Raw genomic sequence first — 26,465 nt, forward strand, 5'->3', positions numbered from 1 at the left:
ACCGTCGATTATCGGCGCGCACCGGCTGTTGCACAGCTTCCACAGTACGGCGCCACGGCTTGTTGTGTGACGTAAATAGTCTTTACTCTACCGCAACCCGCCGATAGGATCGCGTCCATGTCCTTCCTTGCCCTCACCCCCCTGCGCAGCCGCTGCGCAGGCCATGCGCTCTGCGTGCATGGCCGGGTCAGGTTGCTCCGCCCGGCCTGAGGTCCGCGCCACTTTTTTCCAGTTGCGCGCTTCAGGCACCGAAGCGCAGCAACCGTCCCTTTCAAGCGTCTGCCTGCCGCTCCTTCATTGCGAAGGGGTGGCCGCTTTTTCGTACCCGTTTTTCAAAGAATCAATCCATGTCCAACGACATCCATTCCGAACTGCATGCCGAGCTCGCCGAGCGCACGAAGCACCTGCAGAACGTCGCCCGATCGCTGAAGGAAGAACTCTTCGGCATCGACGACATCATCGATCGCGTGGTCGAATCGCTGCGCGCCTGGTATGTGCTGCCGCAGCTCATCAGCCGCCCGGTCATCGTCTGCCTCTGGGGCCTGACCGGCACCGGCAAGACGCAACTCGTGCGCAAGCTCGCCCAGCACCTGGGCTTCTACGACCGCTTCATCGAAGTGCAGATGGACGGCTTCAGCCACGGCTCGGGCCACGGCAGCCGCGGCTCCATCTCGGCCATGCTGGCCGAGTCGGGCATCGTCGAGGGCACGCCGGGCATCCTGGTGCTCGATGAGTTCCAGCGTTTTCGCACCGTGGACGGCAACGGCCACGACGCCAAGGTCGAGCGCTACCAGGACGTGTGGGCGCTCCTGTCCGACGGTCGCCTGCCGCCCGCGCTCTCGATGCTCGGCGAGATCGAGTCTTCGCTCGCCTACGCCGAGTACGAGCAGGACCGCGACGGCCCCGCCGACAAGAAGAAGCTCAAGAAGCGCAAGCTGCACCTGGCCCCGTGGGAGGCGCGCGAAGTCAAGCGTTGCCTGAAGCTGCCCGAGACCCTGCTGCAGATCATGGCGTGGAAGCCCGCCGAGGTGCATGCGCGCCTGCGCGCCTTCCGCGACACGCAGCAAAGCTGGGAGACCGACTACAGCAAGCTCCTGGTGTTCGTCTCGGGCAACCTGGACGAGATGTACGCCGAGACCGCGCAGCGCGTGGAGGACTGCGACACCGACGCCGACATCTTCCACACGCTCACCAAGAAGCTCTCGGTCATCGACGTGAAGAAGGCGCTGGCCGGGCGCTTTCGCCCCGAGCAGATCGCGCGCCTGGGCAACAACCATGTGATCTACCCGTCGCTCAACCGCGCGACGTATGTGCAGCTGATCCTGTCGATTTGCGACCGCTACGTGAGCGAGATCCAGGAAAGCTCCGGCGTGCGCTTCGTGCTCGATGCAGTCGTGTACGAGCAAATCTACGCCAACGCCGTGTTCCCGGCGCAGGGCACGCGCCCGCTGTTCTCCTCGATCCACGCGATCCTGAGCGCGACGCTGGTCAACGCGGCGCTGTGGGCGCTGGAGCGCGGCGCCGGTGACGGTGATGGCGGCGAGCCCGTGTGGCTCACGCTCGATGCGAGCGTGCCGTGCATCGTGGCGAAGTACCGCAAGGCGCGCCGCCAGTTCCCGGTGGCGCTGGAACTCAATCGCCTGAAGCAACGCTCGAGCGAGGACTTCCGCGCCCTGCTCGCGGTGCACGAGGCGGGCCACGGCGTGATCTACGGCGTGCTCTTCGGCCGCGCGCCGCAGGAGATCAAGATCAACGTGGCCTCGTTCGAGGGCGGCTACAACAGCTATGAGCAGCGCAAGACCTGGTCCAAGAAAAACCTGCGCGACCGCATCTGCGTCGGCCTGGCGGGCCGCGCCGCCGAAGAGATGGTGTTCGGCGCCGAGGCCTGCACCTCGGGCGCCTCGCAGGACTTCATGCAGGCCACGTCCTTCGCCGCGCAGTACGTGCGCCACTACGCCTTCGGCGCGCGCTTGAGCCGCACCGACGTCGCGAACGACGCCGAGGACAACCTGAACACCGACCTCGAAGCGACGAACCCGGAGATCGAGGCGCTGCTCGCGCAGCAGCACGCACGCGCACTCGCGCTGCTCGAGACGCATACCGCGGCGCTGATGGCGGTGGTCGATGCGCTCATGCGCGAAGGCTCGATCGCCCCGGCGGAACTGGCCGCGATGCTCGACCTCGCGCCCGCGCCCGCCGGCGAGCCGACCGACGCCTACGCAGCGCTGCTCGCGACCTTCCGCGCCCGCAAGGGCGGCCTGCCGCTTCCAACGCCCGAACCCGTGCCGGGCGCGGGCCCGCCGGCGGTCGCGGCCCGCGTGCTGCGCGCATTGGCCTGAACCGTACGAAACCCTTTCCAAGAATGCACAATCACGCCCCATGTCCACCGTCTTCAATTTCACCTTCGTGCCCTGGTTCCGCTCGGTCGCGCCCTACATCCACACGCACCGCGGTAAGACTTTCGTGGTCGGCCTGGCGGGCGAGGCAATCGCGGCGGGCAAGCTGCAGAACATCGCGCAAGACCTGGCGCTGATCCAGAGCATGGGCGTGAAGATCGTGCTGGTGCACGGCTTCCGTCCGCAGGTCAACGAGCAACTGGCCGCCAAGGGCCACGAGGCGCGCTACTCGCACGGCATCCGCATCACCGACGAGGTGGCGCTCGACTCGGCGCAAGAGGCCGCCGGCCAGCTGCGCTACGAGATCGAGGCCGCCTTCAGCCAGGGACTGCCGAACACGCCGATGGCCGGCTCGACGGTGCGGGTGATCTCGGGCAACTTCATCACCGCGCGGCCCGTGGGCGTGGTCGACGGCGTGGACTTCAAGCATTCGGGCCTCGTGCGCAAGGTGGACGCCTCGGGCATCCGCCGCACGCTGGACTTCGGCGCGATGGTGCTCATGTCGCCCTTCGGCTTCTCGCCCACCGGCGAGGCCTTCAACTTGACGATGGAAGAAGTCGCCACCAGCGTGGCCATCTCGATCCAGGCCGACAAGCTGATCTTCCTGACCGAGATTCCCGGCATCCGCATGGACAGCGAACTGCCCGAGAGCGAAGACAACCCGATCGACACCGAACTGCCGCTGGACGCCGCCGAAAAACTCCTCGCGTCGCTCCCCCCCGCGCAGAAACCCACCGACACCGCCTTCTACCTGCAGCACTGCGTGAAGGCCTGCAAGGGCGGCGTGGAGCGCAACCACATCCTGCCGTTCGCGCTGGACGGCGCGCTGCTGCTGGAGGTGTACGTGCACGACGGCGTCGGCACCATGGTGATCGACGAAAAGCTCGAGAGCCTGCGCGAAGCGACCGTGGACGACATCGGCGGCATCCTGCAACTCATCGAGCCCTTCGAGCGCGACGGCACGCTGGTCAAGCGCGACCGCACCGAGATCGAGCGCGACGTGGGCCACTACACGGTGATCGAGCACGACGGCGTGATCTTCGGCTGCGCGGCGCTGTACCCGTACCCCGAGGCGAAGACCGCCGAGATGGCCGCGCTCACGGTGTCGCCGCTGTCGCAGTCGCAGGGCGACGGCGAACGCATCCTCAAGCGCATCGAGCACCGCGCCAAGTCCATGGGCCTGGAAAGCATCTTCGTGCTCACCACGCGCACGATGCACTGGTTCCTGAAGCGCGGCTTCCAGCAGGTCAACCCCGACTGGCTGCCCGAGGCCCGCAAGCGCAAGTACAACTGGGACCGCAAGAGCATGGTCCTGGTCAAGAAAATCTGAAGCACACCCAGACGGAGACACCCCGATGACGCTCGCCACCGCCCTGCTGTTCGCCATCGTGGCCTTCGCGGCCATCGCCACGCCCGGCCCCACCGTGCTGCTGGCGCTGAGCAACGGCTCGCGCCACGGCGTGCGGCGCGCGCTGCCGGGCATGCTGGGCGCGGTGCTGTCGGACTTCGTGCTGGTCGGTGCCGTCGCGCTCGGGCTCGGCGCGCTGCTGGCGGCCTCGGAGTTCTGGTTCTCGATGCTGAAGTGGTTCGGCGCGGTCTACCTGGCCTGGCTCGGTCTGCGCATGCTGCGCTCCAAGGGCGGCTTCCAGTTGCCGACCGCGGATGGCGCCGCGACGGTCACGGCGGGCGAAAGCCGGCGCATCTTCTTCAAGTCGTTTCTCGTGGCGGTGACCAACCCCAAGGGCTACATCTTCTGCTCGGCGCTGCTGCCGCAGTTCATCGACCCGACGGCCGCGCAGGCGCCGCAGTACCTGATCATCGCGTTCATCTTCGCGGGCCTGGACACGCTGGTGATGCTGGCCTACGCCTTCGTCGGCGCCCGCGCGATCCGGCTCCTCACGATCTCGGCCACGCGCTGGATCGACCGCGCCTGCGGCGGCATGCTGCTGGCGCTGGCGGGCTCGCTCGCCTTCTACCGGCGCAGCGCCGCCTGATTCCCCGACCGCTGTCCTCAGGCAGCGGCGCCCCTCCCCACGATGTTTCCCCGGGGCCCGAATGGGCTCCGATGTTTTTCGGCAAGCCTTGCCATGGCTTGCCTGCGCTATTTTTCAACCGGAGGAAAAGAAAGAATGAAGTACCAGACCCTTTTGGGAGCCACCCTCGTCGCCGCCTCGGCGCTCGTCGCCGGCTGCGGCGACAAGGCGGACAAGACCTCGCAAGCCCAAGCCCAGGCCCCGTCTCAGCCCCAGGTCACCGCCAAACAGCCCGGCAACGAGCAGCAGCTCGTCGAGAAATACAACATCTACGTCGACGTGTCGAACAACCTGCGCACCTCTTTCCAGGAAGCGCGCGAGAGCTACGTCCAGGGCCAGCTGCCGCTGCTCCAGGCCAAGGCGCCGCTGACCAGCCTGCGCATCCAGAACGACATCCTCGTGGACCGCTCGGCCAAGAAGCTGGACGCGGCCGCCGCCATCGCCGCGCCGCTCGCCGAAATCGACGATTCGGCCAAGGCGTTCTCGGCCGCGCTCAAGGTGCTGTCGCCGCTGAGCCGCGAGCTCAACGACTACGCCAATTCCAAGGGCTACCTCGCCGACAACGGCGACAAGGCGCGCCTGCTGAACAAGGACTACCTGGCCGCGCTCACCACCGTCGCCGAGGCCGAAGCCGCGTTCGACAAGGGCCTGGGCGCCCGCGACCAGGCGCTCACCAAGGAAGCCTTCGAGAAGGCGCCCAAGGACAGCGCCGCCTACTACCGCGCCGGGCTCGTCTACCACGGCAAGCTCAACCACGCCGATGCCGGCGCGTTGTTCGCGGCGCCCAACGATCCAAAGGCGCTCGCCGCCTTCGAAGCGTCGCTCGCGCTGGTGGCCGACTCGGCCGCGGGCTGGAGCAAGAAGATGGCCGAGCAGTCGACCCAGAGCGGCAAGAGCTGCAGCAGCGGCATGCTGCAGATCAACGAGTTCATCGGCCAGTCGCGCTCGGTGGTCAAGGACGTGAAGGACGGCGCGTTCAAGCGCAAGGAGACCGGCGCGATGGCCCGCATGGGTCGATCGGGCATCGCCGACGCGGCCAACCGCTACAACCAGAACTTCGCCAACATGATCGGGCAGTTCAACCACCCGCTCTGCTGACGCGGTTCAGGCGGCGATGTCGACCACGATGCGGCCGCGGGCCTTGCCCGATTCGACCGCTTCGTGGGCCGACGTGGCCTCGCCGAGCGTGAAGCGGCGCGCGTCCATCAGCGGCACGAGCTGCCCGGCTTCGGCCAGCCGCGCCGCCGCTTCCAGGATCTCGCCGTGGTGCGCGCGGCCCCGTCCCAGGATCATCGGCAGCAGCGTGAACACGCCCGAATAGGTCGCCGCGCGGAACGACAGCGGCGCCAGCTTGTGCGTGCCCCAACCCAGGCAACTGACGACATGGCCGCCGTAGCGGCGGGCGGCGGCGAACGACGCATCGAGCACCGCGCCGCCGACCGTGTCGTAGACCACGTCGAAGCCTTCGCCGGCCGTGTGCTGCGCCACATAGTCCTCCACCGACGTCGTCGTGAAATCGATCGGCGTCGCGCCGAAGCGCCGGATGGTTTCGGCCTGTGCCGGTGAGCCGGTCGCGAACACCCTGGCGCCCAGCGAACGCGCCAGTTGCACCGCCATGTGGCCGACGCCGCCCGCGCCGCCGTGCACGAGCACCGTCTGCCCGGCCTGCGTCTTCGCGCGGTCCACGAGCCCTTCGTAGGCGGTGATGAACACCAGCGGAATCGCCGCCGCCTCGCGCATGCCGAGGTTGTGCGGCTTGAGCGCGACGAGGTCGGCATCGACGGCCGCGTATTCGGCGAGCGTGCCTTGCAGCCCGCCGATGCCACCGGCCATGCCGTAGACCTCGTCGCCGCGCTTGAACCTCGTCACGCCCGGGCCGACCGCTTCGACCACGCCGGCCAGGTCCATGCCCAGCACCGAGGGCAACGGTTGCTGCGCATGCGCGGCCTGTCCGGCGCGGATCTTGGTGTCCAGCGGGTTCACGCCGCTCGCGTGGACGCGCACCAGCACCTCGTTGCGGCCGGCCGTGGGACGCGTGAGTTCGGCGTTGCGAAACGGCTGGCCGGCGGCATCGAGCACGGCGGCGCGCATGGTGGAAGAAGAAGCTGTCATTGGGAAATCCTCGAAGTTGTGAGTGGATGGATCGATTGTTCGATCAACACAACTGCAAGTAAATTGCCAGAACTGCAGGTTTATCATTCATAAATGAATGACACCCCCATGGAATGGAGCGACGTGAAGGTCTTCCTGGCCATCGCCCGCACCGGCACGCTGATGGCCGCGGCGCGGCAGATCGGCCTCTCGCAACCGACCATGGGGCGGCGCCTGAAGGCGCTCGAGGCGAGCCTCTCGCTCACGCTCTTCCAGCGCACCAGCGACGGCTTCGTGCTCACGGCCGAGGGCGAATCGGTGCTCGGCCACGCCGAGCGCATGGAAGAACAGGCGCTCGCCTTCCAGCGCGAACTCCAGGGCAGCGAACAGCAGCTGGAGGGCTCGCTGCGCGTGTCGTCCTCGGACTGGTTCGGCGTGTACGTGCTCTCGCCGATGCTCGCGGGGTTCATTCGCCAGCACCCGGGCGTGAGCGTCGAGTTGCTGACCGACACGCGCCTCCTGAACCTCGCACGCCGCGAAGCGGACCTTGTCTTTCGCATCCAGCCCTTCGACGAGCCCTACATCCTCCAGCGCAAGCTGATGCACATGGACTACGCGGTGTTCGGCGCCGAGGGGCAGGAAGCGCCGAAGCCCGGCGACGGCACCGGCACTGCGCTCGTCACGCTCGACACGGCCTACCGCGATTTCCCCGACGTCGTCTGGCTGCGCCGAATGCTGCCCAACGCCCGCATCGCCTTCGCCAGCAACAGCCGCGAGGTGCAGGCCCGGCTCTGCGCAGCCGGCATCGGCCTCGCGGTGCTGCCCGCGGCTCTCGGCGACCTGACGCCCGGCCTGCGGCGCATCGAGCTGGGCGAATTACCGCCCGGGCGCGACGTCTGGCTCGGCTACCACCGCGACCTGCGGCGCCTCGCGCGGCTTCGGGCGCTCATCGACTGCACGATCGACGCCCTGGCGTCGTGAACCCGACACCCCCGTCGCCGATAATCCAGCGCATGAATCCCTTGCTTTCCAGGTTGCAGCCGTACCCCTTCGAGCGGCTGAAGCAACTGTTCGCGGGCGTCACGCCCCATCCCGAATACGCACCCATCAGCCTGGGCATCGGCGAACCCAAGCACGCCACGCCGGCTTTCATCAAGGAAGCGCTGAGCGCCAGCCTCGGCGCGCTGGCCGCCTACCCCGCCACCGCCGGCGACCTGAAACTGCGCACCGCCTTCACCGACTGGCTCCAGGCCCGCTACAGCCTCGCGCTCGATCCGGCCACGCAGGTGCTGCCGGTCAACGGCTCGCGCGAGGCGCTGTTCGCGCTGGCGCAGACGGTGATCGACGCCACCGTTTCGCCGCAGCCGGTGGTGCTGTCGCCCAATCCGTTCTATCAAATCTACGAGGGCGCGGCCCTGCTCTCGGGCGCCGAGCCGTATTACGTGCCGAGCGTGCCGTCGCGCAATTTCGCAGTCGACTGGGACAGCGTGCCCGATGACATCTGGGCCCGCACGCAGCTGGTGTTCGTCTGCTCGCCGGGCAACCCGACCGGCGCGGTGATGGCGCTCGACGAATGGCAGAAGCTCTTCACGCTGTCGGACCGCCACGGCTTCGTGATCGCAGCCGACGAGTGCTACAGCGAGATCTACTTCCGCGACGAGCCGCCGCTCAGCGGCCTCGAAGCGTGCGTGAAGCTCGGCCGGCCCGACTTCAAGAATTTGATCTCCCTCACCTCGCTGTCCAAGCGCAGCAACGTGCCGGGCCTGCGCAGCGGCTTCGTGGCGGGCGACGCGGCCATCATCAAGAAGTTCTTGCTCTATCGCACCTACCACGGCAGCGCCATGAGCGGCACCGTGGCGGCCGCCAGCATCGCGGCCTGGGGCGACGAGGCGCACGTGGTGGAGAACCGCGCCAAGTACCGCGCCAAGTTCGCCGCCGTCACGCCGCTGCTCGAACCGGTGCTCGACGTGCGGCTGCCAGACGCCAGTTTCTACCTCTGGGCGGGCGTGCCCGAAGTGTGGGCTGGCGACGACGAAGCCTTCGCCCGCGCGCTCTACGCTCAATACAATGTCACGGTTCTGCCGGGGAGCTATCTGGCGCGCAACACGACGCACAGCGCCAACCCCGGCCGGGGCCGCATCCGCATGGCCCTGGTGGCCGAAACGGCCGAGTGCGTGGAAGCCGCCGAACGCATCGTCCGCTTCGTGCAGGACGGCCGGCGCTGACGCTCTGCTTCCAAGGCTCCCCTGGCCCCGATTTTTCACCCGAGACTCTCTCCATGACCCAGCAACTGCAACAAATCATCGACGCCGCGTGGGAAGACCGCGCCAACATCTCGTCCTCCGCCGCCTCCGCCGAAGTGCGCGACGCCGTGGAGCACGTGATCACCGAGCTCAACAACGGCAAGCTGCGCGTGGCCACCCGCGAGAGCGTCGGCAAGTGGACGGTGCACCAGTGGATCAAGAAGGCCGTGCTGCTGTCGTTCCGCCTGAAGGACAACGAGCAGATGCAGGCCGGCTCGCTCGGCTTCTACGACAAGGTGCCCACCAAGTTCTCGCACCTGTCGGCCGGCGAGCTGAAGGAATCGGGCGTGCGCATCGTGCCGCCGGCCGTGGCCCGCCGCGGCAGCTACATCGCCAAGGGCGCGATCCTGATGCCCTCCTACGTGAACATCGGCGCCTACGTGGGCGAAGGCACCATGGTCGACACCTGGGCCACCGTGGGTTCCTGCGCGCAGATCGGCGCCAACGTGCACCTGTCGGGTGGCGTGGGCATCGGCGGCGTGCTCGAGCCGCTGCAGGCCGGCCCGACCATCATCGAAGACAACTGCTTCATCGGCGCCCGCTCCGAAGTGGTCGAAGGCGTGGTGATCGAAGAAAACTCCGTGCTCGGCATGGGCGTGTACATCGGCCAGAGCACCCCCATCTTCAACCGCGACACCGGCGAGACCTCCTTCGGCCGCGTGCCCTCGGGCAGCGTGGTCATCAGCGGCAACCTGCCCAAGAAGACCAAGTCGGGCCAGGACTACAGCACCTACGCCGCGATCATCGTGAAGACGGTCGATGCGCAGACGCGCTCCAAGACCAGCCTGAACGACCTCTTGCGCGACTGATCACCCCTTTGCTTTTGTCCCGTTAGAAAACAACAGACCCGAGGAGAGAGACCGATGAACATGATGGAGCGAATTCTTCGTTTGATGGCCGAGCGCAAGGCCTCCGACATCTACCTCTCGGCTCACTCCCCGGTGATGATCCGCATCAACGGCATCTGCGTGCCGATCAATGCGCAGGTGCTGCCCGCGACGGCGCCGCTCGCGCTGCTGTCCGAGGTGGTGCCCGAAGCCCGCATCCAGGAGCTGGAGAACACGGGCGAACTGAACATGGCCGTCGCCCTGGAAGGCGCCGGCAACTACCGCATCAGCGCCATGCGCCAGCGCGGCACCTATGCGGTGGTGGTGCGGCACATCGCCTCGGTCATTCCGAGCTTTGCCGACCTGAACCTGCCCGACATCCTGAAGACGCTGATCATGGACAAGCGCGGGCTGATCCTGATGGTCGGCGCGACCGGCGCGGGCAAGACCACCACCCTGGCCTCGATGCTGGACTACCGCAACGAGAACGCCAGCGGCCACATCCTCACGGTGGAAGAGCCGATCGAGTTCACCTACACCAACAAGAAGTCGCTGGTGAACCAGCGCGACGTGGGCAGCGACACCACCTCGCTGCACATTGCCCTGAAGAACGCGCTGCGCCAGGCGCCCGACGTGATCCAGATCGGCGAAATCCGCGACCGCGAGACCATGACGGCCGCCATCGCCTACGCGCAGTCGGGGCACCTGTGCGTGGCCACGCTGCACGCCAACAACAGCTACCGCGCGCTGAACCGCATCCTGAGCTTCTTCCCGGTGGAAGTGCGCCCCACGCTGCTGGGCGACCTGGGCGGCGCGCTGCGCGCCATCGTGTCGCAGCGGCTCCTGCGCACGCCGGCCGGCGCGCGCGTGCCGGCGCTGGAAGTCATGCTGAACACCGCGCTCGTGGCCGACCTGATCGAAAAGGGCGACTTCTCCGCCGTCAAGGAGGCCATGCAGCAGTCGATGGCAGAAGGCTCGCAGACCTTCGAGGAAGACATCGCCCGCCTCATCACCGAGGAGCGCGTGACGCGCGAAGAGGGCCTGGCCCACTCCGATTCGCCCACCAACCTGCTGTGGCGCCTGCAGAACCGCGCTGCGCCGAAGCAGCAAGTCGACGACCGCAATCTCACCGATCAGGTCGACGAACCCACCTTTACCGACATCACGCTAGACGTGAAGTTCTGAACGAACCTTTCCCCCGATGTCCCGCACGCTCCAGCTCGCCGAACAACTCATCTCGCGCCCCTCGGTCACCCCTGACGACGCGGGCTGCCAACAGATCCTCGGCGAACGGCTGGCGCAACTGGGCTTCGCGCTCGAAACCATCGAGAGCGGGCCGGCCGACTTCCGCGTGACCAACCTCTGGGCGGTGCGCCGTCCGGCGAACGTCACGGGCAGCAAGACGCTGGCGTTCGCCGGCCACACCGACGTGGTGCCCACGGGCCCCGTCGAGCAATGGACCAGCCACCCGTTCACGCCCACGCACCGCGACGGCAAGCTGTACGGCCGCGGCGCCTGCGACATGAAGACCTCGGTGGCCGCGTTTGTCGTGTCCATCGAAGAATTCCTGCAGGCCACGCCCGACCCGAAGCTCACGCTGGCCCTGCTGCTCACGAGCGATGAAGAAGGCCCGGGCGTGGACGGCACCGTCATCGTCTGCAACGCGCTGGCCGCGCGCGGCGAGGTCATCGACTACTGCATCGTCGGCGAGCCGACGGCCGTGGAGCGCTGCGGCGACATGATCAAGAACGGCCGCCGCGGCACCATGAGCGGCAAGCTCACGGTCAAGGGCGTGCAGGGGCACATCGCCTACCCGCACCTGGCGAAAAACCCGGTGCATGCGGTGGCGCCCGCGCTGGCCGAACTGGTGGCCCTCAACACGGCCGGCGGCTGGGATGCGGGCAACGACTATTTCCAGCCGACCAGCTGGCAGATCAGCAATTTCCATTCGGGCACGGGTGCGAGCAACGTGATTCCGGGCCATGCGGTGATCGATTTCAACTTCCGTTTCTCGACCGAATCCACGCCCGAGTCGCTGCAGCAGCGCGTGCACGCGGTGCTCGATGCCCATGGTGTGGACTACACGCTCGCGTGGACGGTCGGCGGCCTGCCCTTCTTGACCACGCCCGGCGAACTCGTCACCGCGGTGCAGGCGGCCATTGCCGACGAGACCGGCATCGCGACCGAGCTCTCGACCAGCGGCGGCACGAGCGATGCGCGCTTCATCGCCAAGATCTGCAAGCAGGTGGTCGAGCTCGGCCCGGTCAACGCCAGCATCCACAAGATCGACGAGCACATCGACGTGGCCGAGATCGAGACGCTGAAGAACATCTACCGGCGCACGCTCGAGACGCTCGAAGCCTCGCTCGCCCGATGAGCACCGTCATCGAACTCATCGAGGCCGGCGCCAAGCGGCTGGAAGAAGCCGGCGTGGCCTTCGGGCACGGCACGGCCAATGCCTTCGACGAAGCCGCGTGGCTGGTGCTGTGGCGCCTGAAGCTGCCGCTGGACAACATCGACGCGGTGGCCGACACGAATGTTTCGCCGGCCGATGCCGGCAAGGTCGCCGCGCTGCTGGACGAGCGTATCGCCACGCGCAAGCCCGCCGCCTACCTCACGAAAGAAGCCTGGCTGCAGGGCGTGCCCTTCTACGTGGACGAGCGCGCCATCGTGCCGCGCAGTTTCATCGCGGAGCTGATCGCCGACGGCAGCATCGACTACTGGCTCGGCGTGCACACCGAGCGCGTGCTCGACCTGTGCACCGGCAACGGCAGCCTGGCCGTGCTCGCGGCGCTGACGTACCCGGACGTGACGGTGGATGCGGCCGACCTCTCGGTCGAGGCGCTCGAAGTCGCGGCAATCAATGTCACCCGGCACGAACTCGATGCGCGCGTGAAGCTGGTCGAGTCCGATGGCCTGGCCAACCTGCCCGGCCCCTACGACCTGGTGCTGTGCAACCCGCCCTACGTGAACAGCGCCAGCATGGCCGCCCTGCCCGCCGAGTACCGGGCCGAGCCTGAACTCGCGCTGGCCGGTGGCGCCGACGGTATGGACTTCATCCGCCAGCTGTTCGCCGACGCGCCCTCGCGCATGAGCGACGAGGCGGTGCTGGTGCTGGAAATCGGCAACGAGCGCGACTACTTCGAGGCGGCATTCCCGCAGCTGGAGGTGGTGTGGCTCGAAACGTCGGCGGGCGAGGACCAGGTCCTGCTCGTGACCCGCACCGCCCTGCTGGCCGGTGCCGGCGCGCGTTAGCTGCGCTAACCCAAGCCCCTTTTTTCACCGCTTTTCGCAGCCCGGCTGCGCTCCCCTTGACCGGGTAATGCCCCTCTTTTGCCCCCTCGCGCCAGGCCGCCCGGGGCCGGACGGGATAATCGCCCCTACGGTTCCTATTTCATGATTACTCTCAAAAACGTCATTCTTCGCCGCAGCGCCAAGAAACTTCTCGACGGCGCCACCGTCAACCTCAACCCCGGCGAAAAGGTCGGACTCGTGGGGCGCAACGGTGCCGGCAAGTCGTCGCTGTTCGCGCTGTTCAACGGCTCGCTGCACGAAGACGGCGGCGATTTCTACGTGCCCAAGCAGTGGCGCATGGCCCAGGTGGCGCAGGACATGCCCGAGACCGATGAATCGGCCACTGAATTCGTCGTCGGCGGCGACACCCGCTTGACCGAGTTGCGCGCCACGCTGGCCGCCATCGAGGCCGCCTACGAAGCCAACCCCGACGACGCCGACATCGGCATGGAACTGGCCCACGCCTACACCGACCTGGCCGATGCCGGCGAACACGACGCCGTGCCGCGCGCGCAGGCGTTGATCCTCGGGCTGGGCTTCAAGTCGCACGAACTCGAGGGCGCCGTCAACAGCTTCTCGGGCGGCTGGCGCATGCGCCTGCAACTGGCCCGCGCGCTGATGTGCCCGAGCGACCTGCTGCTGCTGGACGAGCCCACCAATCACCTGGACCTGGACGCGCTCGTGTGGCTCGAAGCCTGGCTGCAGAAGTACGCCGGCACCATGATCGTCATCAGCCATGACCGCGAGTTTCTGGACGCCGTGACCGACGTGACCCTGCACATCGCCAACGCTCAGCTCACGCGCTACGGCGGCAACTACAGCGCCTTCGAAACGCTGCGCGCCGAGCAGATGGCGCTGCAGCAGACGGCCTTCAGCAAGCAGCAGGACAAGATCGCCCACCTGCAGAAATTCATCGACCGCTTCAAGGCCAAGGCCAGCAAGGCCAAGCAGGCGCAAAGCCGCGTGAAGGCGCTCGAGCGCATGGAAAAGGTGGCGCCGCTGCTGGCCGAAGCCGATTTCACCTTCGAGTTCAAGGAGCCGGGAAACATTCCTAACCCAATGCTCTCGATCAGCAATGCGAGCTTCGGCTACGAGATCGAGGACGAAGCGCCCAAGACCATCCTGCGCGGCGTGAGCCGCTCGGTGCTGGCGGGCCAGCGCATCGGCATCCTGGGCGCCAACGGCCAGGGCAAGTCGACGCTGGTGAAGACCATCGCGCGCGAAATGGGCGCGCTGGCCGGCGAAGTCACCGAAGGCAAGGGACTGAACATCGGCTACTTCGCGCAGCAGGAACTGGACGTGCTGCGCCCGCAGGACAACCCGCTCGAGCACATGGTGCGCATGGCCCGCGAACTGGGCAGCGCCGCGAAGGAAAGCACCGGCGAGCAGGCGCTGCGCGGGTTCCTGGGCAGCTTCAATTTCAGCGGCGACATGGTCAAGCAGCCCGTGGGCACCATGAGCGGCGGCGAAAAGGCCCGCCTCGTGCTCGCGATGATGGTCTGGCAGCGCCCCAACCTCCTGCTGCTGGACGAGCCCACCAACCACCTGGACCTGGCCACCCGCGAGGCCCTGGCCGTGGCGCTCAACGAGTTCGAAGGCACGCTGATGCTGGTGAGCCACGACCGTGCGCTCCTGCGCTCGGTGTGCGACGAGTTCTGGCTCGTGGGCCGCGGCGTCGTCACCGATTTCGACGGCGACCTGGACGACTACCAGCGCTACCTGCTGGACGAAGCCAAGCGCCTGCGCGAAGAGGCCAAGATCGCGGTGCGCGAGGCCGAGAGCGCCGTGGTGGCCGCGGCAGCAGCTGCGGCGCCGGCCAAGTCCAAGGCCCAGAACACCCAGAACGCCCAGGACCGCCAGCAGCGCAGCGACCAGGCCAAGCCGATCAAGCGCGAAATCGCCCAGATCGACGAGCGCCTGGCTGCCGCGGGCACCGAGCGCACCGCGCTGGAAGCGCGCCTGGCGCAACCCCTTCCCTCCGCCGAGATCGCCGATGCGGGCAAGCGGCTGAAGGCCCTGAACGACGAAATCGCCAGGCTCGAAGAGCGCTGGCTGGCCCTTTCGGACCAGCTGGAGGCTCTGGTCGCCTGAGCCCCATCTGACCCACCGGTCTCACCGGTCCCACCAAGGAGACACGTCGCATGCCGTCCGCGATCGAACTGGCCCACGGTGACGAAAAACTCATCGCGGCCATCCACCGCAGCCGGCGGCTGATCGGCCGCAAGGCCCTGATGGCGGCGGCCGCCAGCGCGATCCCGCTGCCGGGCATCGACTGGGCGGCCGACGCGGCGCTGCTCTCGCGGCTGGTGCCGCAGATCAGCGCCGAATTCGGGCTCTCGGTCACCCAGGTCGAAAAGCTCGCGCCGCACCAGCGCGAGCGCATCCAGAAAGCCGCGACCACCGTGGGCGCGCTGCTGGTCGGGCGGCTCGTCACGCGCGACTTGCTCATCAAGCTGGCCAAGCATGCCGGCGTGCGCCTGACGGCCAAACAGGCCACCAAGTACGTGCCGATCGCCGGGCAGATCGTCTCCGCGGCGCTCGGCTACGCAGCCCTGCGCGCCCTCGGCGAGCAGCACATCAAGGACTGCGTGCGCGTCAGCGCCACACTCGGTCTAGAGCCTCCCGCACCGCACGTTCCCGTCGGCGCGTAGCGCCGTCGAACAGCACGCACGCGACCCAGGCGGCCCCGGTCAGGCCGAACACCGCCATGCCGATGAGCGACGGATCGCCCGTCAGCGCTCCGCAGAGCAGCGCTGCGAGGGACAGCAGCACCAGCAGCGCGCACAGCGCGCGGTCGAGCCAGAAGCCCGATGACGCAGAACGGCGCACCGCTCAGTCATGGATGCGGGGCCAATGGAAGGCGGTCGGCACCGGCGCCGGCGCTGCCGCTTGCACCTTGATCTGCTGCTCGTAGGCCGTCAGCAGCGCCACGTAGTGCCGCGACATGACGTCGCGCACTCGCCCCAGGCCGATCTTGCTGACGGTGGGTTGTGGAATTCCAGTTCTTTCCTGAATCTGCTTTTGCGTCAGGCCCATGGCCCTGAGCGCCAGCACCAACTCGCGTGGCTTCATAAAAACTCCCATTTTTATATTTTTCAGTCTAACTATAATATTCATAGCAGCTTAAATATCGTCATGGACACCATAGCCAAACGAGCGAAGGCGGCACGCCTTTACGCCAACCTCACCCAAAAAGAAGCCGAAGTCGCCTCCGGCGTGAAACAAGGGAGCATTTCGAAGATCGAGCGCGGCGCAACCTTGCGCACGATCGGCCTGCTCGCGCTGGCGCGCATCTACCGCGCCGACGTGAACTGGCTCGACAGCGGCGACGGCCCGGCCCCCTGGGACCCGATCCAGATCCGCAAGGCGCAGCACTACGCCAACGAGCCTGCGGCCATCTACCGGGTCGTGCGCGTACCGCCGGAACTGCCGTGCTTTGCGCCCGGCACGCCCGACACGGTGCCGCTGATTTCCTGGTTTCAGGCGGCCAGCTGGGAAAGCGCCGGCAAGCAAAGCGCCGATCGCTGGATTCCCTGCATCGCCCACCACGCCCCGGACAAGACCTACGCACTGCGGGTGGAAGGCGACAGCATGGCCGCGGCGAGCGGCGAGTTGAAGAGCTATCCGGAAGGCTCGATCATCTTTGTCGACACCAACCTCAAGACCCCCGACGAAGGCGAGCGCGTGGTCGCCCTGCTCACCGAGAGCAACAAGCTCACGTTCAAGGAATTCAAGGAGCAGGACGGCCCGCGCTGGCTGCTGCCGCTGAACCCGAAGCACGAGCCGATCCGCGCGCCGTTCGTCGTGCTCGGCACCGTCATCGGCAAGTGGGAAGACGAGGACTGAGTTAGGAGGAAATGAGGGCCGAGGGAGGGCCGGAAGAGGTCAGGTTGCGTACAGCTTGGCCGCGCATAGTCAGGGCTCTCCCGTGACCTGCAATCCTCTCTGATCCTCCCTCCTCCAGCAGGTCACCTTCCAGCCCGCCTCGTGCGGGCTGTTTTTTTGGGGGCTGTTGCTCACCCCCAGGCTGCGCGCACTTCGTGTCGCTACGCCTACCCCCTACCGGGGGCAACACCTGCGGCCTGGCGAAGCCAGTTCCGCGGTGTTCCTGGAATGAGAGAGGACGCCGATACCGCTCGGCCTTATTTCGGCAGCAGCACCTTGTCGACCACGTGGATCACGCCGTTCGACTGGTAGACGTTCGGGATCGTGACAGTGGCGGTGCCGCCCTTTTCATCGGTGAGCGTGATCTTGCCGCCCTTGCTCTTGGCAATGAGCGTGCCGCCGGCAACGGTCTTCAGTTCGGCGGAGCCCTTGCCGGCCTTGATCTCCTTCTTCAGCTCGGCCGCGTCGAGCTTGCCCGACACCACGTGGTAGGTCAGCACGCCGGTCAGCGCATCCTTGCTCTCGGGCTTGAGCAGCGTGTCGACGGTGCCGGCCGGCAGCTTCGCGAAGGCCGCGTTGGTCGGTGCGAACACGGTGAACGGACCCGGGCCCTTGAGCGTGTCGACGAGGCCCGCAGCCTTCACGGCCGCCACCAGCGTGGTGTGGTCCTTGGAGTTGACCGCGTTGTCGATGATGTCCTTGGTGGGCAGCATCGGCGCGCCACCGACCATGACGCTGGCCGCCATGGCCGAATAGGCGCCGGCTGAAAGTGCGACGGCGAGGGTGACGGCTGCGAGGCGATGAAGTTTGCTGTGCATGAAGGTGCTCCTGTTGTGTGACGGGGCACGCCGCGAAATGCGCGACGGCTGCCTTCAATACGGCGCCTTGCGCACAGCAGATTCGTTCATCGACGAAAAAAGAAAACGGCGCCCGATCGCGCCGAAGCAAAGCTCAGAACCGGAACGAGCCCAACGTCCGCCAGTGCGCACGCAGTTCGGAGCGCGGCGTCTTCTTCGCATACGCCAGCGCCAGGATCAGGCCGACGCCCGTCGCGGCCGCGCCGCCCAGCACCACGGGGTTCAAGAGGAAACGCCCGATGCGCGATCGCGCCCGTTCATTGCCCTGCCCCTCACCGGACGCCGCGCGCTCCAGCGGCGTGACCGCACGCAGGGCGCTCGGGTTTTCTTCTCCTTCGAGAATGCCCTGGGAAATTTCCAGCGGCGTCAGTTCTTCTGCAATCGGGCCCGAAAGCCGGGTGTCATTGGCGCGCATGGGAAAGCCTTTCCTCGTAGGTTGATCTTGCGGTCAAGCCTCGCCCGCGAACCCGCCGGCCCTGCTCAGCGGGCGGCGGACATTCGCGTAGGCCGAAGGCGCGCGCGATGCGAGATCAGAAGGCCGGAATCACCGCGCCCTTGTACTTGTCCTGGATGAACTTGCGCACCTGCGCCGTGTGCAGCGCCGCCACCAGCTTGGCGACGGCTGGCGATGCCGCGTTGTCCTTGCGCGAGGCGATGAAGTTGGCATACGGCGAGTTGCGGCCGTCCTCGATGAAGAGCGCATCCCTGCTCGGGTCGAGCTTGGCTTCGAGCGCGTAGTTGGTGTTGATGAGCGCCAGGTCCACATCGGGCAGCGCGCGCGGCAGCTGCGCCGATTCGAGCTCGCGGATCACCAGCTTCTTCGGGTTGGCGACGATGTCGCGCGCCGTCGACTTGATGTTGCTCGGGTCCTTGAGCGTGATGAGCCCCTCGCGCGCGAGAAGCGCCAGCGCGCGGCCCGAGTTCGACGGATCGCTCGGGATCGCGACGACGGCGCCCTCGCGCAACTCGGAAGCCTTCCTGATCTTCTGCGAGTACGCGCCGAAGGGCTCGATGTGCACGTCGCTGCCCGGCACTTCCACGATGTCGGTCTTGCGGTCCTTGTTGAAGGACTCCAAGTACGGACGGTTCTGGAAGAAGTTCGCGTCCAGCTGCTTGTCGCTCACGGCCAGGTTCGGCTGCACATAGTCGTTGAACACCTTGACCTGCAGGTCCACGCCCTGCGCCTTCAACTGCGGCCGGATGAATTCGAGGATCTCGGCGTGCGGCACCGGAGAGGCGGCCACGCGCAGCACCTCTTGCGCCTGCGCGGTGGCGCCAAGCGCGGCGATCGAAAGCGTCATCACGGACAGTGCGCGTCGGATGGAAAGCAACATGGTTCTGGGTTCCCTCAAGAGATGGATCGATAGGTTCTGTTCGCTCGCCTTCTCCATCGCGATGACGAAGATGAAGAAGAAGGCATGGGCGCCGCAGGTTAGTCGCGCAGCCTTCGACGCCAAACAACGGATGGGCGCTTCGATATCTGTTTTCCGCATGCGGCCCTTGCCCGATGGCCTATATGCACGCAGCGGCTAAGCAATCCCAAAAGCCTTCTTTGGCGAGCGCGCATGCCACGCGTAGCCTGCGCCGTTCCCTTTCCTTTCCGCTCCTTTCCCCACCGAGGAATTCGCAGATGAACGATCGTTTGAACCGCGTGCACGCATCGCGCTCCGCCGCCGTGAAGGCCGGCCTCGACCATCCCGTGATCGACACGGATGTCCACGTCAACGACTACGCCCCCGTGCTCGAGGATTACGTGGCGCAGTACGGCGGCAACAAGCTCGTCGATGCGCTGCGCAAGGCCCTGGGCGGGCGCTTCGTCACGCGCAGCAATGCCGGCAAGGACTGGTACCAGCAGACCCCCGAGGAGCGCCAGTTCCATCGCACGCTGCGCGCGCCCTGGTGGGCCCGCGTGACGCGCAACACCTACGACCTGGCCACCTACACGCTGCCCGCGTTGCTGCACGAACGCCTGGGCGAACAGGGCTCGGACTACTCGATCCTGTTCCCCAACGACGTGCTCTCTCCAGCCGCGGCCGGCAGCGAATACCGCCAGCCGCTGCACCGCGCGATCAACCACTTCCACGCCGACCAGTACCGCCCCTACGCCGACCGCTTGACGCCCGTGGCGGGCATCCCGCTGCACACGCCCAAGGAAGGCATCGAGGAGCTGGAGTTCGCGGTCAAGACGCTCGGCCTGAAGGTCATCAACATCGCCGGCGGCGTGCGCCGGCCGATCCGCGCCATCGCCGAGAAGTACCCCGCCGCCGAGCACCCGGAGATCGCTAAGCAGGCGGGCTACATCGACTTCTACGGCATCGACAGCGAGCACGACTACGACCCGTTCTGGGCCAAGGTGGTCGAGCTGGGCGTGCCCGTGACCACGCACTACGGCAGCCAGGGCTGGACCGGCCGGCAGTCGATCAGCAACTACATGAACAACCATGTGGGCCACTTCGCCGACGGCTCGCAGGCCTTTGCCAAGGCGCTGTTCTTCGGCGGCGTGACGCGGCGCTTTCCGGGCCTGCGCGTGGCCCTGCTCGAAGGCGGCGCGGACTGGGGTTCGCACGTCTACACGCACCTGGTGGACCGCTGGGAAAAGCGCAACAAGAATGCGGTGCGCAACTACGACCCGGCCGAAGCCGACATCGAACTGCTCGCCTCGCTGTTCGAGCGCTACGGCGGCGACCTGCTCAAGGGCCGCACCATCGACAAATCGACGCTGCTGCGCGACAGCCTGGGCATCTCGGCGCTCCCGCACAGCCGCGAGCCCAACGACTCGGAGATCGACGACTTCGCGCTCGCCGGCATCGAGAAGGTCGAGGACATCCGCGACCGCTGGGTCAACAACTTCTACTTCGGCTCCGAGGCCGACGACCGCACCGTGGCGGCTGCCTTCAACACCAAGGTGAACCCGCTGGGCACGAAGATCAACGCGATCTGGTCGTCCGACGTGGGTCACTGGGACGTGCCCGAATTCACCGAGCCGCTGGCCGAAACCTGGGACCTCGTGGAACAGGGCGTGATCTCCGCCGCGGATTTCAAGGCCTTCGTGTTCGAGAACCCGCACCGCTTCTACACCGAGGCCAATCCGCGCTTTTTCGAAGGCACCGAAGTCGGCCGCAAGCTGGGCCTGAAAGGCGCGAAGTGAAAGCAATCGTGCTCACGCTCCTTCGCCGCTGGACCGCACCGCTCGGCGCTCTCGCGCTGATGGCCGCTGCCACGCTGCCTGTGCAAGTGGCCCACGCAGCGCCCGACACCATCCGCATCGGCGTCGCCACCGCGGGCGGCGGAGATCCCGTCACCTGGGGCGGCTCGCCCGGCGGCGTGGCGCGCGTCAACAACTGGCTGGAGGACGAGTTCAAGGCCTCGGGCGTCAAGGTCGAGTGGCTGTTCTTCAAGGGCGCGGGCCCGGCGGTGAACGAGGCGCTCTCGAACAAGCAGATCGACTTCGCCTACCAGGGCGACCTGCCCGCGATCGTCGGTCGCTCCAACGGCCTGAAGACCAAGCTGCTGGTGGTGAGCGGCGCGCGCAACAACCTTTACCTGGTGACGCCGCCCAAGTCGGATATCCGATCGATCAAAGACCTGAAGGACCGCAACGTCTCGATCTTCCGCGGCACCAACGGCCACATCGTCGCGATCAACGTGCTGGCCGCCAACGGCCTGGCCGAGCGCGACATCAAGGGCGTGAACCTGGACACCGGCAGCGCGCAGGCGGCGCTGGTGTCCAACGGGGTGGACGCGGCCTTCGGCGGCTACGAGTGGTTCAAGGTACGCGACCAGGGGTTGGCCAAGGTGGTGTATTCGACCCGCGGGCAAGACCCGTCTTACACGCGGCAGGCGGCGCTGCTGGTGCGCAGCGACTTCGAGCAGGCCAACCCGGCCGAAGTGCAGCGCGTGGTCGACGTGTTCGTGCGCGCGGCGCACTGGTCGTCGGACGAGAAGAACCGCGAAGAGCTCTTTCGCATCTGGGCGCGCAGCGGCACGCCGGTCGCCTCGTGGGTGGCGGAGTTCGACCAGCAGCAGCTCGCGCTGCGCAACTCGCCGCTGGCGGACGACTTCATCGTCGGGCGCTACAAGGCCGTGGTGGCCGATGCGCTCAAGCTCAAGCTGATCCGCCGCGAAGTGACGGTGGACGACTGGTTCGACACGCGCTACCTGAAGAACGCGCTGAAGAAGCAAGGGCTGGAGAACCACTGGGCGGCCTACGACGCCAAGGGCAATCCCAAGGGCGGCCCGGTCGCATCGGTCGCGGCCCGATGAGCGCCGAAGCGGAGTTGACGGCCGTCCTGCAGCCGCGCGACGACGCGCCTGCGTCCGCCAGGGCGCGCACGTTCGCGTCGTCACTGGCGCAGTTGCCCTGGCGCCGCATCGGCGACGCGGCCCTCCCTTGGCTCCTGCCCATCGCGCTGCTGGCGCTCTGGTTCACCGGTGCCGAGCAGGGCTGGATCTCGCCGCAGGTGCTGCCGCCGCCGCAGTTCGTGTGGGAAACCCTGCGCGACCTCGCCACGAGCGGCGATCTCTGGCTGCATGTGAGCACCAGTTTCACGCGCGTGGGCGTGGGCTTCGCGGCGGGCACGCTGCTGGGCGTGGTGCTGGGCTCGGCCATGGGCCTGTCGCGCAGCGTCGAGGCCTACCTGCTGCCCAGCTTCAATGCGCTGGTGCAGATCCCGGTGCTGGCCTGGCTGCCTTTCGTGCTCCTGATCGTGGGCATCGGCGAGCCGCTGAAGTACATCCTCATCGCCAAGGCGGCGCTGGTGCCCGTGGCGCTGAACACGCTGCAGGGCTTTCGCCAGACGCCCGCCGCGCTGCGTGAGGTGGGCGTCGTCTACGGCTACAGCCGGCGCCAGCAGGTGCTGGAGATCGTGCTGCCGCACGCCGTGCCCACGCTCTTCACCGGCGTGCGACTGGGCTTCACCAAGGCCTGGCTCTCGCTGGTGGTGGTGGAACTCGTGGCGTCGAGCGAAGGGCTGGGCTACCTCATCGTCTACGGCCGCCAGCTGTTCCAGCTCGACCTGGTGATGGCCGCGGTGATCGTGGTGGGCACCATCGGCTATGCGATCGACCGGCTGCTCGACCGGCTCGAAGGCGCGGTGCACCGTCGCCGCCCCGGCGGAGGCGCTCCGTGAGCGCTACACCTACCGCGACCCGCACCGCTGCCCGCGATGCGGCCGAGCTGGCCGCCGTGCAGCCGCTGCGGCCCCAGCAGCGCAGCCGCTGGCGCGGCTTCGTGCTGCCGGTGGTGGCCGTCGTGCTGTGGTGGCTGCTGTCGTCGCTTGATGTCGTCAACTCGGCGCTGCTGGTCTCGCCGGCCAAGGTGTTCGACACCGCGGTCGACCAGGTCGCGAGCGGCCGCCTCTGGCGCGCGCTGAGCGCCAGCCTTGCGCGCGAGGCCACGGGCTTTTTGATCGGCACGGCCTCGGGCCTCGTGCTCGGCGCGCTGCTGGGCCTGTCGCCCCTTTTCAACCGCATCGCCGGCCCGAGCTTCAACACCTTCAAGCAGATCTCGCTGTTCGCGTGGATTCCGCTGATCTCGGTGTGGTTCGGCCTCGGCGACGTGGCCAAGGTGGTGTTCCTGTCGCTGGCCGCGCTGGTGCCGGTGGTGGTCAACACCTGCGACGGCATCCGCACCGCGCCGGCGGGCCTGCTCGAAGTGGCGCGCGTCTACGGCTACACGCGCTGGCAGGCTGTCACGCAGGTGGTGCTGCCGTCGGCGCTGCCCTCGATCTTCACGGGCGTGTACCTCGCGCTCATCTATTCCTGGCTCGCGACCATCGGCGCCGAATACCTGCTGGTGGCCGGCCGGGGCATCGGCAACACGCTGATCGAGGGCAGCGAGCATTTCCAGATGGACCTGGTGATCTTCGGCATGTTCGTGATCGGCCTGGTCGGCTGGCTCATGAACGCCTCGGCCCGCGCACTGGAGCGCCGCTTGTCGCGCTGGACCGGGCGTGCCTGAACCCACTTGTGCCTGGCAAAGAGACTCCAACCCGTTCACGCTGAGCTTGTCGAAGCGCCGCGCAAGGCTTCGACAAGCTCAGCCCGAACGGTTGTGCGCCCTCTGCGCGGCAAAACCCCACCCGTATGAAATCGCCTAACCCATCGAACCCATGAGCAACGCCACCGTCACCGCCTCGAACGAACTCGACATCCGCGCCCTCGGCAAGCGCTACGCGAACACGCAGTCCGACGGCGGCGAGCTGCAGGTGCTCGAAGGCATCGACCTGCATGTGCCCGCCGGCCGCTTCGTGAGCATCGTGGGCGCGAGCGGCTGCGGCAAGTCGACGCTGCTGCGCCTGGTGCTCGGGCTCGACGACCAGTACGAAGGCCAGATCCTCCTGGGCGGCCAGCCCATCTCGGGCACGGGGCGCGAGCGCGGCATCGTGTTCCAGGACCACCGGCTCTTTCTGTGGCTCACCGTGGCGCAGAACATCGCCGTGGGCCTGCGCAACGCACCCTGCAGCGCCAAGGAAAAGGCCGAGCTGGTGGCCGAGCATGTGGCGCTGGCGGGCCTGGGCGGCTTCGAGCGCTCGTGGCCGCACGAGATTTCCGGCGGTATGGCCCAGCGCGTGGCCATTGCGCGCGGGCTGGTCAACCGCCCGCGGGTGCTGCTGCTGGACGAGCCCTTCGGCGCGCTCGATGCGCTCACGCGCTCGCGGCTGCAGAACGAGCTGCAGCGCATCTGGCAAAAGGAACAGATCACGATGCTGCTGGTGACGCACGACGTGGAAGAGGCCGTGTTCCTCGGCGACCGCGTGGTGGTGATGCAGCCCTCGCCGGGGCGCATCCGGCGCATCGTCGATGTCGACCTGCCGCATCCGCGCAACCGGAGCGATCCGGCGTTCATCCGGTTGCGGGACGATGTGCTCGGCGATTTCCTGGACACCGAGCCGCAGTCGCGGGTGCCGCTGCCACCGCGCGGCGGGCTTCCCGTCGGGGGCGTGCCGCAGCGGCTGCAACTGGCCTGGTAGAAAAACGCAAGCGCCCGCGCTCAGGCGGCCGCGCGCTCCTGCGGCTCGCCCAGCGACAGCATCAACCGGTTGGCCCAGTTGAAGAAGGCCGCGCCGTGGGTCGGTGCGGGTGCGCGCGCCCAGGATGCCGGGGTTGCGCGGCATCCGGATGAGACGAAGGTCGTCGCAGCGCCTCCGAGTCTTGCGCGCGAGGCGGGCTGCAGGGAAACCCGGTTTTTCGTGCTTGGGTATGCGGTTTGCACGTACCGCGCGCGAGCGGCGCGCTCATGCCGCTCTGCACGAGGCATCGAAGCGACTTCGCGGACGTCTATATTCGGTGCACCGTTTTTTCCCCTGCAAACCAAGATGCCGTTGAATGCACTCGAACTGAAGCAGCTCGCCGAAGCCGGCGAACAATCGGCACAACCCGTTTGCGCTTGCTGGCTGCACCGGACACAGGCGTGGGAGAGCTTCACCGAAGACCGCTGGCCTGCCGGGCTGATGCAGCGCGTGGGCACGCTGCGCGCCGAAGACATCGACGAGCCGACCTTCGAGGAATTCCATCCGCACGGCACGCGCTACGACGCGGCGGATGCGCCGATCTCGGTGGCGCACTTTCCGTTCAACCGCTGCGACGTGTTCCGGTGCAGGACCTGCGCGCGGCTGGTGCTGCGCTACACCGAGTTCGGCGGCTACTACGTCGATCACCGCGCGCGGCAGGTCGATGCGGCGCTGGTGATCGTCTAGGCCCCAGTAACCCCTTCCAGCAGAGCCGCGCCGCGGCCGGCACGGGGCGCATCTGCGTCGTGTGCGCGCTGAGATGGCGACGGCTCGCACAGATCGCCAGGATGTCGAAGAGCGGCATGCGATAGCCCGACATGACCGCCACCAATCGGCCGGCCAGCACATCCTCACCGCTCGCCCCGCCCAAGAACGGCGGTGGTGGCAATGGGTCACGCGTTGATGAGTTCAAGCGCGGCGCGGCCGCGGGTCCTTCTCGTAGATCCAGCGATCGAGCTCGGCCATGCCCTCTGCAGTGATGCAAAGGACGGTCGCAGAGCGCGACAGCGCATACGACTTCGTCCATTCGAGGGCGTGGATCTCGGCTTCGATCAGCCCCGTCGCCTTGAGCACCGAGACGAGCTTGATCTCCTCGCGCGTTTCGACGCGCAGGGGCAGTTGCATGTGTTGGAGCCTCATGAGGAAGTAAAGCGGCATGGTGATCCCTGTGCTGTCGACCGTCCGCAGACGAACGCTGCAGACATGCAAGCTCGACGCCAAGAAGCCCCGCGCAGTTGCATCAACGGCGCGGAAAGAGCGTCGGTGCGTGAACCAGGTCACGGAAATCTCGAAGGGACCGCGTCCCAGGCTTGGCCGACTGCAGGGCTGCGGGCTGCCGTCCGACGCGTCCCATCCCACCCAAAACATTAACTTAAGTACTCCTAACGCAAAGCCGCGCCCGGTGCGGAGAGTGGGTAGTTCGTTGCGCGGGGTGCAGCCCGACATCCCACCGCGCCCCAGCCAAGATTCAGAATTCTCATGACGCTCAAGAAACCAGACAACCTCGCGCGACTGCGCCACAAATTTTCTGTACCGGCCCGCAGAGGTGGTGCGGTCGAGGTGCTAGGACGCTGCGGAATCATCACAGGCGTGGTCGGCGACTGCGTGCGGGTCAGGCTGATCGGCACGAAAAGAGGCATCCCGTTCCATCCGCACGAAATCGTCTATCTCGCTCCATCCTGAGAAGACGTTGCCCCGGCTGCTGATCGCGCCCGAGCATGCCTTTCAGATCAACCCGCGGGTCACGGCCATGCAGTTTCCGTGCGGCG

At 67.1% G+C, this 26,465-nt stretch carries 26 protein-coding genes; 20 read left to right on the forward strand and 6 right to left on the reverse strand.

Annotated elements, in window-relative coordinates; all coding sequences use genetic code 11:
- Positions 1 to 347 precede the first annotated feature (347 nt).
- From ACZYRS_RS18885 to ACZYRS_RS18900, 4 genes are all read left to right on the forward strand, one after another.
- Positions 348 to 2,339: an AAA family ATPase gene (locus tag ACZYRS_RS18885; RefSeq protein WP_463420482.1), complete on the forward strand. Its 1,992-nt coding sequence runs from the start codon at positions 348 to 350 to the stop codon at positions 2,337 to 2,339.
- Positions 2,340 to 2,379: 40 nt separating this feature from the next.
- Positions 2,380 to 3,726 (forward strand): amino-acid N-acetyltransferase, encoded by a 1,347-nt coding sequence (gene argA, locus ACZYRS_RS18890; RefSeq protein WP_198784042.1) that lies wholly within the window; start codon positions 2,380 to 2,382, stop codon positions 3,724 to 3,726.
- Between the two features lie 25 nt (positions 3,727 to 3,751).
- Entirely contained in the window at positions 3,752 to 4,390 is a 639-nt protein-coding gene (locus ACZYRS_RS18895; protein WP_463420483.1) for a LysE family translocator, read from the forward strand.
- Positions 4,391 to 4,525: 135 nt separating this feature from the next.
- The gene (locus ACZYRS_RS18900) at positions 4,526 to 5,527 is read left to right on the forward strand and encodes a DUF3829 domain-containing protein (RefSeq protein ID WP_463420484.1); all 1,002 of its coding nucleotides are present in this window, start codon (positions 4,526 to 4,528) and stop codon (positions 5,525 to 5,527) included.
- 6 nt (positions 5,528 to 5,533) lie between these two features.
- Here the strand turns inward: ACZYRS_RS18900 and ACZYRS_RS18905 are convergent, their stop codons facing one another.
- Positions 5,534 to 6,541, reverse strand: coding sequence for a zinc-dependent alcohol dehydrogenase family protein (locus tag ACZYRS_RS18905; protein WP_463420485.1), 1,008 nt, complete (start codon positions 6,539 to 6,541; stop codon positions 5,534 to 5,536).
- Positions 6,542 to 6,634: 93 nt separating this feature from the next.
- Here ACZYRS_RS18905 and ACZYRS_RS18910 point away from each other — a divergent pair, with 93 nt between their 5' ends.
- The 8 genes from ACZYRS_RS18910 to ACZYRS_RS18945 all read left to right on the forward strand — a co-directional run bounded on the left by ACZYRS_RS18910 (position 6,635) and on the right by ACZYRS_RS18945 (position 15,595).
- Positions 6,635 to 7,501 carry a LysR family transcriptional regulator gene (locus ACZYRS_RS18910; RefSeq protein WP_463420486.1) on the forward strand — a complete coding sequence of 289 codons (867 nt, stop codon included), beginning with the start codon at positions 6,635 to 6,637 and terminating at the stop codon, positions 7,499 to 7,501.
- A 32-nt stretch (positions 7,502 to 7,533) separates the two neighbouring features.
- A complete protein-coding gene (gene dapC / locus ACZYRS_RS18915) occupies positions 7,534 to 8,745 on the forward strand; it encodes a succinyldiaminopimelate transaminase (RefSeq protein ID WP_463420487.1) in 1,212 nt (403 codons plus the stop codon).
- A gap of 53 nt (positions 8,746 to 8,798) precedes the next feature.
- Entirely contained in the window at positions 8,799 to 9,632 is an 834-nt protein-coding gene (gene dapD / locus ACZYRS_RS18920; protein ID WP_198784048.1) for a 2,3,4,5-tetrahydropyridine-2,6-dicarboxylate N-succinyltransferase, read from the forward strand.
- Between the two features lie 54 nt (positions 9,633 to 9,686).
- On the forward strand, positions 9,687 to 10,835 hold the full coding sequence (locus ACZYRS_RS18925) for a PilT/PilU family type 4a pilus ATPase (RefSeq protein WP_198784049.1): 1,149 nt from the start codon (positions 9,687 to 9,689) through the stop codon (positions 10,833 to 10,835).
- A gap of 16 nt (positions 10,836 to 10,851) precedes the next feature.
- The gene (dapE, locus tag ACZYRS_RS18930) at positions 10,852 to 12,027 is read left to right on the forward strand and encodes a succinyl-diaminopimelate desuccinylase (RefSeq protein WP_463420488.1); all 1,176 of its coding nucleotides are present in this window, start codon (positions 10,852 to 10,854) and stop codon (positions 12,025 to 12,027) included.
- Positions 12,024 to 12,905 carry a 50S ribosomal protein L3 N(5)-glutamine methyltransferase gene (prmB, locus tag ACZYRS_RS18935; RefSeq protein WP_463420489.1) on the forward strand — a complete coding sequence of 294 codons (882 nt, stop codon included), beginning with the start codon at positions 12,024 to 12,026 and terminating at the stop codon, positions 12,903 to 12,905. Before dapE ends, prmB begins: the two co-directional genes overlap by 4 nt.
- 141 nt (positions 12,906 to 13,046) lie before the next feature.
- Positions 13,047 to 15,035: an ABC-F family ATP-binding cassette domain-containing protein gene (locus ACZYRS_RS18940; RefSeq protein WP_463420490.1), complete on the forward strand. Its 1,989-nt coding sequence runs from the start codon at positions 13,047 to 13,049 to the stop codon at positions 15,033 to 15,035.
- A 50-nt stretch (positions 15,036 to 15,085) separates the two neighbouring features.
- The gene (locus tag ACZYRS_RS18945) at positions 15,086 to 15,595 is read left to right on the forward strand and encodes a hypothetical protein (protein ID WP_463420491.1); all 510 of its coding nucleotides are present in this window, start codon (positions 15,086 to 15,088) and stop codon (positions 15,593 to 15,595) included.
- 181 nt (positions 15,596 to 15,776) lie between these two features.
- On the opposite strand, the gene ACZYRS_RS18950 is transcribed toward ACZYRS_RS18945, so the two are convergent.
- Entirely contained in the window at positions 15,777 to 16,016 is a 240-nt protein-coding gene (locus tag ACZYRS_RS18950) for a helix-turn-helix domain-containing protein (RefSeq protein ID WP_198784054.1), read from the reverse strand.
- Positions 16,017 to 16,079: 63 nt separating this feature from the next.
- Between ACZYRS_RS18950 and ACZYRS_RS18955 the strand changes: the two genes are divergently transcribed.
- On the forward strand, positions 16,080 to 16,790 hold the full coding sequence (locus ACZYRS_RS18955) for a helix-turn-helix domain-containing protein (protein ID WP_198784055.1): 711 nt from the start codon (positions 16,080 to 16,082) through the stop codon (positions 16,788 to 16,790).
- Positions 16,791 to 17,086: 296 nt separating this feature from the next.
- On the opposite strand, the gene ACZYRS_RS18960 is transcribed toward ACZYRS_RS18955, so the two are convergent.
- From ACZYRS_RS18960 to ACZYRS_RS18970, 3 genes are all read right to left on the reverse strand, one after another.
- Entirely contained in the window at positions 17,087 to 17,647 is a 561-nt protein-coding gene (locus tag ACZYRS_RS18960; RefSeq protein WP_198784056.1) for a fasciclin domain-containing protein, read from the reverse strand.
- A 133-nt stretch (positions 17,648 to 17,780) separates the two neighbouring features.
- Positions 17,781 to 18,101, reverse strand: a complete 321-nt coding sequence (locus ACZYRS_RS18965) for a hypothetical protein (RefSeq protein ID WP_463420492.1) — start codon at positions 18,099 to 18,101, stop codon at positions 17,781 to 17,783.
- Between the two features lie 115 nt (positions 18,102 to 18,216).
- A complete protein-coding gene (locus tag ACZYRS_RS18970; RefSeq protein ID WP_463420493.1) occupies positions 18,217 to 19,020 on the reverse strand; it encodes a MetQ/NlpA family ABC transporter substrate-binding protein in 804 nt (267 codons plus the stop codon).
- A 296-nt stretch (positions 19,021 to 19,316) separates the two neighbouring features.
- Here ACZYRS_RS18970 and ACZYRS_RS18975 point away from each other — a divergent pair, with 296 nt between their 5' ends.
- The 6 genes from ACZYRS_RS18975 to ACZYRS_RS19000 all read left to right on the forward strand — a co-directional run bounded on the left by ACZYRS_RS18975 (position 19,317) and on the right by ACZYRS_RS19000 (position 25,383).
- Positions 19,317 to 20,834 (forward strand): amidohydrolase family protein, encoded by a 1,518-nt coding sequence (locus ACZYRS_RS18975; RefSeq protein WP_463420494.1) that lies wholly within the window; start codon positions 19,317 to 19,319, stop codon positions 20,832 to 20,834.
- A gap of 59 nt (positions 20,835 to 20,893) precedes the next feature.
- A complete protein-coding gene (locus tag ACZYRS_RS18980; RefSeq protein ID WP_463422505.1) occupies positions 20,894 to 21,949 on the forward strand; it encodes an ABC transporter substrate-binding protein in 1,056 nt (351 codons plus the stop codon).
- Positions 21,946 to 22,815 (forward strand): ABC transporter permease, encoded by an 870-nt coding sequence (locus ACZYRS_RS18985; protein ID WP_463420495.1) that lies wholly within the window; start codon positions 21,946 to 21,948, stop codon positions 22,813 to 22,815. The genes ACZYRS_RS18980 and ACZYRS_RS18985 overlap by 4 nt, the downstream gene beginning before the upstream one ends.
- Positions 22,816 to 22,862: 47 nt before the next feature.
- Positions 22,863 to 23,645, forward strand: a complete 783-nt coding sequence (locus ACZYRS_RS18990; RefSeq protein WP_463422506.1) for an ABC transporter permease — start codon at positions 22,863 to 22,865, stop codon at positions 23,643 to 23,645.
- A 151-nt stretch (positions 23,646 to 23,796) separates the two neighbouring features.
- A complete protein-coding gene (locus ACZYRS_RS18995; protein ID WP_463420496.1) occupies positions 23,797 to 24,657 on the forward strand; it encodes an ABC transporter ATP-binding protein in 861 nt (286 codons plus the stop codon).
- A gap of 345 nt (positions 24,658 to 25,002) precedes the next feature.
- A complete protein-coding gene (locus ACZYRS_RS19000) occupies positions 25,003 to 25,383 on the forward strand; it encodes a hypothetical protein (RefSeq protein WP_463420497.1) in 381 nt (126 codons plus the stop codon).
- 222 nt (positions 25,384 to 25,605) lie between these two features.
- On the opposite strand, the gene ACZYRS_RS19005 is transcribed toward ACZYRS_RS19000, so the two are convergent.
- Positions 25,606 to 25,821 (reverse strand): hypothetical protein, encoded by a 216-nt coding sequence (locus ACZYRS_RS19005; RefSeq protein ID WP_233101481.1) that lies wholly within the window; start codon positions 25,819 to 25,821, stop codon positions 25,606 to 25,608.
- Between the two features lie 354 nt (positions 25,822 to 26,175).
- Here ACZYRS_RS19005 and ACZYRS_RS19010 point away from each other — a divergent pair, with 354 nt between their 5' ends.
- A complete protein-coding gene (locus ACZYRS_RS19010) occupies positions 26,176 to 26,379 on the forward strand; it encodes a hypothetical protein (RefSeq protein ID WP_198784067.1) in 204 nt (67 codons plus the stop codon).
- Positions 26,380 to 26,465 lie beyond the last annotated feature (86 nt).

The organism is Variovorax sp. AC194, assembly GCF_979257995.1.

Coding starts and splice junctions, on each gene's coding strand:
- ACZYRS_RS18885 (WP_463420482.1), top strand. CDS start 348: ATGTCCAACGACATCCATTCCGAACTGCATGCCGAGCTCGCCGAGCGC.
- argA (WP_198784042.1), top strand. CDS start 2,380: ATGTCCACCGTCTTCAATTTCACCTTCGTGCCCTGGTTCCGCTCGGTC.
- ACZYRS_RS18895 (WP_463420483.1), top strand. CDS start 3,752: ATGACGCTCGCCACCGCCCTGCTGTTCGCCATCGTGGCCTTCGCGGCC.
- ACZYRS_RS18900 (WP_463420484.1), top strand. CDS start 4,526: ATGAAGTACCAGACCCTTTTGGGAGCCACCCTCGTCGCCGCCTCGGCG.
- ACZYRS_RS18905 (WP_463420485.1), bottom strand. CDS start 6,541: ATGACAGCTTCTTCTTCCACCATGCGCGCCGCCGTGCTCGATGCCGCC.
- ACZYRS_RS18910 (WP_463420486.1), top strand. CDS start 6,635: ATGAATGACACCCCCATGGAATGGAGCGACGTGAAGGTCTTCCTGGCC.
- dapC (WP_463420487.1), top strand. CDS start 7,534: ATGAATCCCTTGCTTTCCAGGTTGCAGCCGTACCCCTTCGAGCGGCTG.
- dapD (WP_198784048.1), top strand. CDS start 8,799: ATGACCCAGCAACTGCAACAAATCATCGACGCCGCGTGGGAAGACCGC.
- ACZYRS_RS18925 (WP_198784049.1), top strand. CDS start 9,687: ATGAACATGATGGAGCGAATTCTTCGTTTGATGGCCGAGCGCAAGGCC.
- dapE (WP_463420488.1), top strand. CDS start 10,852: ATGTCCCGCACGCTCCAGCTCGCCGAACAACTCATCTCGCGCCCCTCG.
- prmB (WP_463420489.1), top strand. CDS start 12,024: ATGAGCACCGTCATCGAACTCATCGAGGCCGGCGCCAAGCGGCTGGAA.
- ACZYRS_RS18940 (WP_463420490.1), top strand. CDS start 13,047: ATGATTACTCTCAAAAACGTCATTCTTCGCCGCAGCGCCAAGAAACTT.
- ACZYRS_RS18945 (WP_463420491.1), top strand. CDS start 15,086: ATGCCGTCCGCGATCGAACTGGCCCACGGTGACGAAAAACTCATCGCG.
- ACZYRS_RS18950 (WP_198784054.1), bottom strand. CDS start 16,016: ATGAAGCCACGCGAGTTGGTGCTGGCGCTCAGGGCCATGGGCCTGACG.
- ACZYRS_RS18955 (WP_198784055.1), top strand. CDS start 16,080: ATGGACACCATAGCCAAACGAGCGAAGGCGGCACGCCTTTACGCCAAC.
- ACZYRS_RS18960 (WP_198784056.1), bottom strand. CDS start 17,647: ATGCACAGCAAACTTCATCGCCTCGCAGCCGTCACCCTCGCCGTCGCA.
- ACZYRS_RS18965 (WP_463420492.1), bottom strand. CDS start 18,101: ATGCGCGCCAATGACACCCGGCTTTCGGGCCCGATTGCAGAAGAACTG.
- ACZYRS_RS18970 (WP_463420493.1), bottom strand. CDS start 19,020: ATGTTGCTTTCCATCCGACGCGCACTGTCCGTGATGACGCTTTCGATC.
- ACZYRS_RS18975 (WP_463420494.1), top strand. CDS start 19,317: ATGAACGATCGTTTGAACCGCGTGCACGCATCGCGCTCCGCCGCCGTG.
- ACZYRS_RS18980 (WP_463422505.1), top strand. CDS start 20,894: ATGGCCGCTGCCACGCTGCCTGTGCAAGTGGCCCACGCAGCGCCCGAC.
- ACZYRS_RS18985 (WP_463420495.1), top strand. CDS start 21,946: ATGAGCGCCGAAGCGGAGTTGACGGCCGTCCTGCAGCCGCGCGACGAC.
- ACZYRS_RS18995 (WP_463420496.1), top strand. CDS start 23,797: ATGAGCAACGCCACCGTCACCGCCTCGAACGAACTCGACATCCGCGCC.
- ACZYRS_RS19000 (WP_463420497.1), top strand. CDS start 25,003: ATGCCGTTGAATGCACTCGAACTGAAGCAGCTCGCCGAAGCCGGCGAA.
- ACZYRS_RS19005 (WP_233101481.1), bottom strand. CDS start 25,821: ATGCAACTGCCCCTGCGCGTCGAAACGCGCGAGGAGATCAAGCTCGTC.
- ACZYRS_RS19010 (WP_198784067.1), top strand. CDS start 26,176: ATGACGCTCAAGAAACCAGACAACCTCGCGCGACTGCGCCACAAATTT.